The 12,932-nt window shown below is 66.5% G+C and carries 1 protein-coding gene (running past both ends of the window); it reads left to right on the top strand.

This entire window lies inside a single protein-coding gene on the top strand: locus tag ACIQWG_RS38215, encoding a lonely Cys domain-containing protein. The 43,347-nt coding sequence extends 14,919 nt beyond the window's left edge and 15,496 nt beyond its right edge, so the window shows coding positions 14,920-27,851 (codon 4,974, complete, through codon 9,284, partial); the first complete codon in view begins at nt 1. Both the start codon and the stop codon lie outside the window.

A 12,932-nucleotide genomic window follows, 5' to 3' on the forward strand; every position in this document is an offset into this window, starting at 1 on the left:
CTTCGCGGCAACCAGGTGTTGCTGCGGATGAACGTGGGGATGAAGATCCGCACCCCCGACCTCGACATCGACTATGAGGCCTTCCTGAGGTGGGCGGACAAGCAGGATCGGCACTGGTTCACCCTGATCAGGAGCCCTGCCGCGGCCGGCGGGGAGCACGGCGTCTACCTGCTGACTCCCGCCGTGGAGAAATATCGCCAGGCGTACGGTGACGACGCTGAACTGCGGGGCATCATGGGCGACCGGGCGGTACCCGCCGTCCGCGGTGACGGGGAGTACATCGCGGCCCACTACGTGCCCTACAAGACCGGTGGCACGGCCGACCCGGTCAAGGACGTCGGGCACCGCACCATTCCGATCCGGCGGGGCGGCGCATTCAACCCCGACTTCGTGTTCACCGGGGCGATGAACGGGTGTGCGCTGGCGGTGACTCCGGAACCAGGTGGTGGGGCTTTCACGGCGTGGCATTACCAGTCGCCGAACAGCCACTGGAACGCCGCTCAGACCTTCCGGCTGAACCGGCGGCCGACGGACTGGTTCGGCGATGCGGAGTACCAGAGTCTCCGTCTGCAGGCGATTCCCGAGATCACGAACGTCCTGTGGCGTGGGGACCAGGGCTGGGAGTTCCTGAGCCAGGAGGTCCACACGAACTTTGAGAATCTGGACGACACGACCCTGGCCCGCTTCCAGCACCGTGCGATCGAGTTCGCCTCTGGGCACGAGTGGAAGTACACACGCGACCTGTACCTGCGCGGGGCACAGGAGCGTCTGGAAAAGCTGACCCGGATTGCCTCGGAGAAACTGCGGGCGTTGGGCACCGGTACGGAGAACATCCATCTCCGGTCGGCGTTCGAGGTGATCAAGGGGCAGGCGGAGCGCGATGTGCGTGAGCTCGGCCTCGTCTCGGGGGCGGCGCATCTGGCGGCGCAGGGTGTCAAGATCGCCAATGATCACGAGGACACCGCTGCGATCGTGAAGTCGTTCCTGGAAAACCAGGACAGGGTGGAGGCCGAGGAGGCCGAGGCAAACACGAAGCGGCGTTGGCAGAAGGACTCGCGGGACCTCGGCTGGCGCCGCGATCAGATGCGGAGGTACATCAGCGACCTTCTCGTTCCCCATTGGGGCGAGGGCCTGCGGAGAGAGACGACGGCCGCGGTGATGCCAGCGGTGGTGGAGAAGGCCGACATCAGCGACGCCCTCTCGCCGCCGGCTCCGCCGCATGCCGGGGTGCAGGGGGGCGGCGGCCATGTTGTGTCCGCGCAGGTCCCGGCGGGCACCGCGGCGGTCGCTCTCGGCCTGGATTCGCGGTGGCAAGTGGTGCGTGATGCGGCTTCGCCGGTGAGGGTAGAGCGACGCTGGGTGGATCCGGTCTCTCACCCGGAGGGGGAGGGGGCGCATGCCCCCCGCTTTGAGGTGCACTCCGCCTTCGATGTCCGTCAGTTCCAGCTGGACGGGGAAAGTGTCACCGATTTGACCGTGCGGGTGCGTCTCGTTGCCACCGGCTCGGTGACGGTGCACCAGCTGGACGAGCTGTGGGACCGGACGCTGTCCGGCGTCGACGCGGTGTTCAACGCCCCGGGCCACCGGCTGCCCGGCAACGACGTGTTGCATGTGAGCCTGGAACGGGTCGGTGATCCCTCGGCGCACGCACACTTGACGGTCAACGTCGGCGGTCCTGAAGCCCAAACCACCCAGCGCACCTGGTCGGTGGACGCTACCGGGCAGGATCTGGCACATGAGATCGGCCACCAGCTCGGGCTGCGTGACGAGTACCAGGATGAGACAGCAGGGCACCGTCCGGCGGTCGATGGCAGCCTGATGGGCAACTACCACCTCCCGGCCCCCGAGGGGCTGGCACAGGGTGGGATGCGCGACCGTTATCTGCGCCTGCTCCACAGCCACATCACCGCTGCGGAATCCGCACCGACACGGCCTGATGAGGCTGAATCCCGTCCGAAAGCGAAGAGTTCCGGAACGGACGGGGTCTCCGGCCCGGTCGTGTCCGTGGACGGGCCCGAGGGTGTTGCGCCTTCTGTCCCCCAGCGGCACGGCAGCGGGCAGCTGTTGGATGTGGTTTCGGATGCTCGGGCTGCGGGTCGGGCGCACAGTGTGGCGGCTCTTGAGGCGTTCTATCTGAGTTCCTTGGGGGCGTTGTCCAGTAGCTCGTTGATCATGGATGCCGCGGGGGAGGTTCAGGGCCGGGACTGGACCGGTCAGTCGCCGGCGCATGGTTTGGATCTACGGAAGGTTTCGCTCCTCGTTCCGGATGGCCGGGGCGGTTTGAAGCAGGCGGACGGGTCGGCTACGGCGGCGCCGTGGCCTGAGAATGTGTACGTCGTGATGGCACCTCATGGGGCGGAACCGAGGACCGTCGTGGTGCGTGCGGGCGGGCGCTCGCACACAATTTCCGGGGAGACGCTCGGCGAGCTGTTGTTGCTGGACCGGTATTACCGGCAGGGTGCTCCGGTTCTTCTGGCCATGTCGAAGACGGGCACGGACTTGCCCCGGGCGGTGGTGAGAGTGCTGGAGGTGGCTGTCAATTCCAGCGAGGGTGCGGTCGGAACCTATGCGGGGCCAGCGGATGCCAGGCCGCATCTGGTGCGGATTGACCGGGATCCGGGGAAGGTCCCGGTGGGGCATTGGGTGGTCAGTCCTGCCGGGTTGGTGGCGCGGTCTGGTGAGGGCCCGGATGAGGCGGGTCAGAATCTGAAGGACGCGGACGGCGCGTCGTATTGGGTGCTGGACCGCGATCTGGTGACGCACACCATCGTCGACCCTGATACCGGTGAGTCTGGCGGCCGGGCTGTTCACTCCGCTGCCGAGTATGCCGATGGCCGGGAGTCGTTCTACCGGTATTTGCGCTCGGCGGTGCGGTTCTACCACACGGATGTCGCCGGCCCCACTGTCCCGGTCGTGGGTGTGGAGGACACCCCGTGGAGCAAGAAGTATCTGCCTCGTCAGGCAAAGGTCTACACCATCCTCGGACACGGCCTGCCAGACGGCACCTTGCCGCTCCCGGCGCAGACTGGCAGCGGGATCAGGAATCTGCGCGCAACTGCTGATGATGTCGGCCGGTGGCTGCAGCGGCGTCCGAGTCTGGCGCGGATGCGTAGTGAGGCGTCTGGGCCTGTGTATGTCATTTCGGTGCAGTGTCACTCGGGTTCCCGGGGGCGGGATGTCTTCTCGTCTTCGCTGGACCGGATCGAGCCGGCGCAGGTCTTCGCCAACCACGCTGATGTGCGGGTGTTCGGCCCGACCCACTCGACGGGATTCCTGGACGATTCCTTTGTCTTGCCTGTCGGTTCTCGGGGTGAGTTCGGGAGGTGGGTGGAGTTCTGGCCGGAGCCGGTCGGGGATGTGCTGGATGGTCTTGCGCGTGGTTTTGGCCTGCATGTGGGTGGTGGGGAGGTTCCGGATGCGGTGCGGGTGGATGCGTTGCGTCTGGTGCGGGCGCTGCGGCGGGTGTTCGAGCCTGGGGCGGAGGGTGTCGGGTGGCGGGTGCGGGCAATCGGTGTGCTGGATCTGCTGCGCCGAAGTGATCCGGTGTTCGCCGGCAGTGGGCCGTTCAGCATGGAGTTCTTCGAGCATGTGACGCGTGAGTGGCTGCGCCAGACCACGGGGGATGTGCCCGTGAGGCTGGAGGAGGGCGACTACCTGGGGCTGCTTGAGGCGGCGGTGCGGTGGGCTGCGACCGGGCGTGGGGTCCTGACCGACCATCTTCCGCTGCCTGCGGTGGCTGGCCTCGCCCCGGAGTGGGCGCGGTCCGCGCAGGGCCTGACGCGTGCGGTGCTGGATCTGGGTGGTACGGCTGCGGTGGGTGTGGCGGAGCGGTCGGTGGCGTTCTGGTCGCTGGTGCGGGCGTTCTCGGCTACTGGTTGGGGTGCTGCCCCGGGTCATCTGGTGCGCAAGGTCCTGCACGTGGATCACGGTCAGCCGGTCAGTAGGGACGACGGGTGGTTCTTGCAGGTGCGGGTGGCGCAGGCGATCGCTGCGGGCCGTAGTGATTCCAGTCCTGCCGCGTGGGCGGCTCATGACCTGGTCTTGCGGGGCATGCTGGACCCCGGCACCGTCGTGCGCGGCCCGGGCGGGGTCGTGCGCAATCTGCTGGATCAGCCGGTGCCGGCACTGGACCTGACCCGGTTGGCGGTCCTGGACCGGTCGCGGTCAGGCCACCTGACTTTCGCTGCCACCGCTTCCGTCCCGTGGGAAGGGGATGCGCAGGTTGTGCTGGTGGAAGGGGCCGGCAGCTACCTGCACGTCGTGCTCGGCGGGCAGCGCATTTACGTGCCCTTCGACGAGATGGCCGAAGCACTGGCAACGGAGAACGACCGGGACCCGAACCCCTCGCGTCTCGCCGAGCCGATCGTCCTGGTGGCCTGGGGTATTGGCGCCGCCGCGATCAACGATCTGGCGCAGAGCGTCGCGAATACCACCGGCCAGCAGGTGTACAGCTACCCCGATGCCGAGTTGGTTCCCGGCCCGGATGGGGAGCGTATTGGACTCGTCCGTGATGCCGGCAACCCGACACCCGCCCTGGACGAGACCAGCCCGTACCGTCCGCACTTCCAGCCCGTCAACCTCCCTCGCGGGGGCGCGGCGTCCTGGGAGAGTGGTGGGTCGTCGCCTGACGTTGGGGCTGGGCTTCAGAGGGGTCCGGATTTGGCCCCACCGTCCTCGCCCCCTGAGGCGGGCGTGGGCCGGGACATCGAGGCGATCGAGGGTGCCGGGGAGCTTGGGGACGTCGGTGAGCTGGTCAGTTCCGGCCTTTCGGGTTCTTCCTGGTCGGCCGCTGGTGAGCAGGGTCCGCTGGATCCACAGCGCTCGGTTCTCCGGACGGCGCCTCCTGCCGAGCCCAGCCAACCGCAGTCGGCATCGCAAACCTCTGGTTCCTTGCCGGGGAGTGGTGGCCTGGATTCGTCTGGCTCAGCTGACACCGGTCGCTACAAGATCGTCGATGGCGATGAGCGGCTGATTGGTTGGGCTTCGTTTGGCCGGGCTGATTGGGACGCACGCAGGCCGGCCTACTCCCAGTTGGGCGGGGCGACGACATACGTGTCGTGGCAGGAGGTGTCAGGGGAGCGGGTTGCCGCGCACAGGCGTCTGCCGGGCGGTGGCAGTCGGGGTCGGACGTTTTTTGCGGCCATGCACGGCAGGGCCGGCGGTTTCGCTGTGTATGGCAGGGATGGTGATGCGTTCCAGGATGATGGCTCTTGGGTGGCGCGGATGCTGCACGGGCTGGCGGGGCGTGGTTTCACGAGTCTGACGCTTTTGGCCTGTGGCCCCGAGGAGGAGTCGGGTGGCGTTGAAGCGGCTCGTGAGCGGTCTGGGCGGATCGCTGCTGGTCTGGGGTTGCCGGTGTACTTCCCGACTGGCCGGGTGGTGGTGGATGCCCCCGAGGGCGAGGGGATCGCCAGTATCCATCTGCTGGAAGACGGTCGGGGGCAAGCCACGGTTTGGGAGGTGGTCGGTCCGCCAGGTTTTCCGCTGCCCATGTCGGCGATGGTGGACACGGACAGCGGTGGCGTTGACGCGGCGGTGCGGTATCCAGACCCCTGGCTGGCCAATGCCTTGGGCACGGCCAAGGTGCTCCTGGAACCGTCCTGGCACACGACCGGCGGGGACTCCGCACGCTTCACGGGCCTGTATCGCAACCCCGAATGGCAGAGGAAGAGCGCCGAATTCGAGTACGCGGTCGCCGCCGTGCTGGATCAGCAACCCGAGGTGAGGCACGCGGCACAACGCGCGCTCGGCCAGCTCCAGGAATTCCTGAGCTCCCGCTACGGCTTCGATGTGGCGAAGAAGGCCTTCTTCCCCGTCGGCGACTACCGTCGGGAGGACCGGGCACCCCTGACGCGCTACTTGGCCGGCGGGACCAGCGCGACCGTGGTCGAGATGATGGGACTGTATTTCAACGCCGTGGTCAGCGCAGACGTCCCGTTCATGATGTCGAAACCGGCCCTGCTCAGCCAGATTGACCCCGAGCAGCGGCTGCGCCCATCTGCTGCTGTCAGTGGCGACGCGTTGAGCCACGATGCCCGTGGCTTCCGCAAGGTCGGCGGAGTACACGGCCCCACACTGTGGATGCTGGAGAGCTACAAGGCGCTGAACACCGATCCGGGAGACATGCAGGCCTTCCGCAAGGCGGTGCTGGTCTGGGCGATCACCAGGAAACTGCAGTCGCTCCAAGAGGTCCTGCGCGACTGGAACGAAGCCGGAGCGGCTGGCGAGCAGGAGCGCATCGCCACCGAACGGGACGCCGTTGGGCTGCACTACTGGGTCCTGGAACACCTCAAACCAGCAGCGGGCGTTCGCGCTTGGTCCGAAGCTGTCCTCGCCAGGCTTCTCCGCGCGCCGCACGTAAAGGTGTACGGGAAGCTCATGCGCTACGGGCCCGAGCTGACCGGCGGTATCACCGTCCCGGACGATCTGCGCGACATGGTCTCCGCCCTCACAACCTCGCGCCCGGCGACGGCAGGCTCGAACGAAAGGCTCGAAGCGGCTCGCGCCTGGATGGCGCGGTACGGGGAGCGAGGCAAGGAGGCGCTGGACCTGCTGCGGCCAGCACACATGACAGCGCTCTTCGTCCTTAGCTCCGATCATGACCTCATCGCGACACGGCTACGGGTTGGGCAGTTTGGTGACGTGGCGGGCCGCTACCTGCTGCGCTCCAAGATCTGGACTCTGGTCAAGAACCCAGGAACAACCCTCCCCTTGACTCTGCGCAGTCAGCCCGGATTCGCCAGACTGTTCGACGAACTGTCCACGCTTTCGAGGCACACGCCCAGCGGCCAGTCAGCTCACCTGGCACGACTGCGACGCACTCTCGATGGCATTTCCGACAACCTCTACACGGAGCTGCGGCTGCACGCCGACATGGCCACAGAGGCGTTGGAACTCCTGCCCGCAGCAGACCACACAGCCTGGGAAGGCGACCCCGGGCTCCTGGCGAAACTGCTGCCACCGGCCGACCGCGCAGCCTGGAAGGACGAACCCGGCACCCTGGCGGAACTCGCACCCGACACACCCTCCGCCCCTCCGGTACCGCGCCCAGCGCCGGACTGGCAAAGGGCACGTATCCGCTACCTCCAGGAGGCCGAGCGCTTCGAGACCCGGCTCGGCTGGTTTCTCGGTGAACACAAAGCCGCCAACGAGCAGCTCGGAAGGATGCTTCAGGCGGTCTGGGACCGTGCCGTGGCCGTGGGCCGGTGGCGTGAACTGGGGTCCGACGATCCCACCCTCCCTGGTGCGGTGGGCACCGAGTGGGATCGCCTGTGGACGGTCGTCCACTCCGGCAACATGCGGGAGCGGATGAGTCTGACATTCGTCGGAAGATGGCTGATCTCCGATCTGTTGGGCATTCCTGACCCTGAACCGCCGGTGATCGCGGATGAGCGCGCTGACCGTGCGCCGTCGGAGGTGATGGCCCGCCACCGGGAGATGCACGTGCAGGCTCGCAGCTTGCCGCCGCAGGAACGGGCCGTTCTGCTGGCCGCGGCCGAGCGTATGGTGCGCGTATCCCTGCGGCCGGAGGACGTGCGGCCACAGCTGAGTCCCGCCGAGCGCGCCCTGATGCCGGACCAGGGAATTCCGTGGATTCCCGGCATGAACCGCTACGACATCCGCATGCTCAGCGAGCTTCAAAGCTCCTCCGAGGCGACCGGTGGTCTTGTCCGTGCCGGCACCTCCGGCTCGGCCTACCGGCTGCTCATGCAGGCGGTGCAGATGCGCGAACTATGGGGCCTGGACATCGACCTGGAGCTGGTTCGGGTCGCGCTGCTGGGCACGATGCTGCCCGTGGGCCACCACTCGCTGCACGAGATCATGCTGGCGGGCAAGCTCGTAGGTGACTTCCTGGAGCGGCGAGGAACACCTGACCCTGCGGACCTGAGCTATCACGACAACTGGGGCCGGTACTGGAACATTGCCCCGCTCACCGAGGACGTGCTGCGCAGCCGCGTGGCCATCGACGGGAAATTCCCCGACGAGCACGCCCTGGAGGCCACAGGCTGGCCGACCGACCCCCGCAACGGCGAGCCCGTCGACGTGCAGACCCAAGGCACCTCAATCACCGTGCCCTCGTTCCACATCACGTCCCTCGAACGAGCCCAGGCACAAGACCGCACTTTGAGAACGCCACGACCTTCCGGCGCGCTGCCCGTCCTGATACGGATCCCCAAGTCCACTGGCCGAGAGACCGGAATGTTCTCCATGTTCCCGTCTCAGACCGGGCTCACGTATCCGCCCGGCACGGTCGTCAGCGTCCTTGGCCGGACCACTGAAATCGACGAGCGCACTGGCGAGTCATACCAACTCGTCACCGCCGCCGAGCAACGGCACCAGCTGCCCCGGCCCACGTCGCCGCCCACCTTCGCAGCGACGGACGGCCTCTCGTACGGAATCCTGTACAGCGACCCGGCGTGGCGGCGAATGAGTGCCGAGCACGAGGTCGCACTCGGCACGGTGCTGGCATCCGACCCCGCCGTACTGGGCAGTGCGCGTGAGGCCGTCCGCAGCCTGCACACCTACCTGTCCGCCCACATTGGTCGTCGAGCCGCGACCCAGGCCTTCTTCCCCGAACTGCCGGCGGACGCCGACACCCGCGCAGAGACCGACCTCCTGCTGAACGCCTCGTCCGCAACGAGCCTGAGCCTCCTGATGAGTCGGCTCACCTTCGCCGCCTACACCAACAGCGCTACCAGCCTGCGCCGACTGTGGATTCAGCGTCCTGAGTTGAACGCTGGACGGGTACCCACGGCGCCCCCCGTCACCACCCCTTACGAAGCAGGCGAAGTCTTCGACCGTGCCCGGCGCGGCCTGCGCACCGGGCAGGGACACGCTGGCGAGGTGCAGTGGCTGCTCAGTGTCTTCCGCCACGTTCCGGATGTATCCCCGGCGCAACTGCTGTCTCTGCGCGTCGCGCTGATCGCGCATCAGCTACAAACTGGCCGGCACACGCTGACCGAGGTGATGGAGGCGGCCCAGCGCGCTGGCGTACGGGACGAGGAGGATCCGACCCTGTCGGATGTGGAGGCGGCCCGGCTGTATGTATGGGCCGATGCAGCCTTCGGCGCGCGTGAGCGCCTCCAAACCGACCGTACGCTGCGGAAGGCGATCGGAGATCGCAGCAGTCTGAGCGAACAGCTGCGCCTGCCCCACCAGCGGCTGTACCAGCAGCACAGTGTCTGGCTCGGGCCGTGGATCACCGGAAACGTCGCGGAACCCGCCTTCATCGCCATGCTCGCCGGACTCCGGGACAGGGACCTGACCGACAGCGACATGGCAATGCTTCCGTGGCCCACTGGCGCCGCGGTCCGAGAGCGGCTCACAGCATTGCGCGATTGGCGGCTCCGTCACACCAGCCCAGGGCTGCTGGACCACATCTCGGCCGCGCACGTCCACGCCCTCTATCTTGCCACTGGCCCTGACTCCGAGCTGCTCGCCTCGCAGTTCAGTGAGGACCCCGATGGGCGCGAGCAGCTGCGGCGCGCGGCGCGCGAGATGGTCCACTGGGCTTTCGCCCAAGGCTCCGAGTCCGCGCACCTTCCGCTACTGCTCCTGCGTGACCAGCGGTTCCGTGTGCTTGTTCAGCAGGCCGCGGCGATTCCTCCGACCTCTCCCGACCAGGCCGATTGGCTGCACACGCTCCGACGTCAGGCGGAGAAGCGAGCGGCCGAGCTGGCTCCCGGCCTACTCGGCGAGCTGGGGATGCACCGTCAGATGGCAAAGGAAGCGCTGGAGCTGCTGCCGCCGGTGAATGGGGCCGTATGGTTTGCGGGCCGGGAAGCAGACGTGACGGCCGGCAACATCAATCCGGGCAGCACGTTCAAGGCGCCGGGCTCCGTCATGATGTCGACCTCACGCACCGCAGCTCTGAACGCGGGCAGGAGCACCATGCGACAGGACGAGACTCTTGCCCTGTGGGAGGTGCGCCGATCCACAGCCCGAGATATCGCTCCCTTCGACCGCTCCCCCATTCGGCGGCAGGCGATGTATCCGCAGCCGCCCGAGTTCCGTGTGGTGGAGCGCCGGTTGGAACTCGACCCCGCGGTGGGCTCGCTCTACGCCCACGTAGTCGTGGAGGAATTGACCACCGGACCAGTACCAGGCACATCAGGCCCCGAACGGGCCTCGCAGGAGTCCATTTCGCGCAACGCGGGCGAGCGCAAGAGTCACGGCCTGCGCGACCTCTCGCCCCACGCCGACGACTTCGCCCACATATACACGGACAGGCGATGGCCGCAGCTGAGCGGCGCATACGAGCGCGCGCTGGGCTACGCCCTGGCGGTAGACCCGCGTGTGCTGGCCGTGGCCCGCGCTGCGGTAGCGGCCCTTTACGGACAGCTGAGCTCCCGGCTCGGCAGCGCCCGCGCAGCCCGCAAGGAGTTCTTCGACTCAACCGTCTCCGGCTCCCCGTTCCACAGCGCTGAGATGAGAAGGCTGCTCGACCCGGCTGCCGGCGTCGGTCTGCCGGAGCTGATGTCTGCGTTCAGCCGGGCCGCCGGTCTTCACGGGCTGTACGCCAAGCTCCCCCCGCTGGACAGGAACGGGAACTGGTACCGCCACATCCACATCGACCGCGGATTCCCGGTCGCCCACGGCACCGCCGATCTCGCGCGGAGAATGCTGGAAACCTTCCAAGGATTGCCGGGTGTACGCCGGTCCGATGCAATGGCCTTCCGCGACGCGCTGCTGGGCTGGTTGCTGCCTGGCGTGGACCCGGATACCGAACCGGCGGGAAATTATCCTGTCCAGGATGAACACGAAGTTCAACCAGAATACTCCGACGCCGAATCGGTTGACTTCGATATGGAGGACGATGATTCCGATGTCGGGGAAGTGCAGCCCTATGAATTTCAGGCTGCCATGGTGGAAAATCCACGTCTCGTCATAAAGAAGCCGCAGTCGGCTGTTGCCGGATTTGGGAAGAGCCGGTACGGCGTCGACCTGAAACAGATACCACTCATGCGGCATGACTGGCGTGGTGCGCACTACTCCCGGGTGCCGGTCTACCGGACGGATAACGAGCCACTCTATCGATTTGATACGAGGCCTCCGAAGGTCGTCCTAGTTGAGGGATTCCGACCCTGGAACAACCGGGCACCCAGAAGCCTGCGGTACTACCAGGCGTATTTCGGCCGGACAGCATTCGTCAGCACTACACGCGGAATGGGTGATTACGTACCCACGTGGGTTCGTGAGGAAGGCGATTCTGCTTATCGTTACGTTATAAATGCTCCAGGCGGAATTGACTTGATGGCGTCTTTGGGTACCGCCGCCCGCATCAAGGAGCAAGAGGTACTATTCTGGAAAGGTATCCGCCCGGAATATATTGAGCGAGTCGAGGAAGTCGACACAAATGGTACGGTCAAGCTCGTATACCGGCGCCACGGTGACACACTCCTGACCCTTTCCCCGGACGGGCAATTGCTGCGCGTCGAGGAGTTGACGGGCGGGCAGCCCGCGGCGGATCAGCCACGCCGCCACTCCCTCTACGAGATCCTGGACGCCTCGCACACACTGGGCCTGGGGGACACCGAGGAACGCCTGATGCTCCTCGGTGACGCCGCCCACCTCTACCACTGGGCCGACCGCGTCCTCCTGCCCCGAGACCGCATGACGGCCCACGAGCAGACGCTGACACCCCCTCACTTGCTCTTCTACGCCACGCACACAGACCTGTTCTCTGCGAAGAGCAGGGTCATTGCGCGGTTCGAGCGGTCCCTGCGCCAATCCGAGCACTTCATACGCCAAAGCGGCGCCATGGCAGGCAACGCCCATCAGGTCCCGGGCTCGCCGAGGGACTGGGCCATGACGGGATGGTGGCGCCACCACGGCCGCTCCCCGCTCATAGGCCTGAACCAGGCGCACATTGCCGCGCTGTATCTGCTGGGCGGGTCGGACGCCGGTCTACTGGGGGCGCAGCCGAAGGACGAACTGACACAGCGTGTTCAGGAGATAGTCAGGAAGGAATTGCTGAGCCCTAAGCCAGATTTCCCCTTCCTGCTGATGGGTGACGCGATCTTCGAACAGCTGGCGGCGTCGGCGATCCGGAGTCACGCGCAGCGGGCTGATTTCCTGCCGCGACTGCAGGCACGCATTCCCCAAGTCATCGAACGGCTGCACCCTGCCATGAGGCAGCACACTGCAGTCGCCGCCGAGTCCCTCGAAATGCTGCCACCACTGAAGGCTCAGGTGTGGTGGGTGGGTATCCTGCCCGGCGAAGACCGGCAGTCCGGTAATATGGATAGGCTGATCGTTCCCAGGTTCCACGCCGCCTGGCCTACTCGGCAGCACGCGCTGAACGAGCTGGAAAAGCTGAGGAGCGACCCGAGTTTGAACGGTCGCCCTGTATTGTTCACGGTCCGGGAATCCTCGGGGCGCGACACCAGCCCGTTCGTCCGCGACCCTGGAAGTCGCGGAACCGCCACGGTAATATACCCGGAACAGGTTGAATTCGAGGTCACCGAACGTCTCGTCAGCATCGAAGGCCTTAGGCGCGAAACGCGGGCTCCTGACGAGTACGAGTACATACTGCTCAAGGAGAAGACGTCCTTCCAGCAGAACCTTGCGTTGCCGGAGCGTTCTTTCGCGCGGCCTGGGAGGGAGTTCTGGAATGCTGTGTCGTCTGTGGTATTCCCGGTGCGCCCGCGCATCTCGGATGGTTCAGGCCCCGGGCTGGTGGTCCAGGAGATCCGTGCGAACGGCAGGCGTATTGGTTTGGCGTCGTTCTCGCCAGAGGATTGGAGGCGACGCGAGCAGACGTATTCCGATGTGCTGAACCTGGCCGAGTACGTGCAGTGGAGTCAGGACTCGGACGGTGGGCACCGCGCCGTGATGCGGCCGCTGCCTGTGTCCGGCGCCACTGGCACGTTCTTCTTTGCGACCCACGGGGCGCAAGACGGTGGTTTCTCCCTTGCTGGTGATGACGGTGG

It is taken from the genome of Streptomyces sp. NPDC098781, assembly GCF_044759995.1.
In the GTDB taxonomy this organism is placed as follows: Bacteria; Actinomycetota; Actinomycetes; order Streptomycetales; family Streptomycetaceae; genus Streptomyces.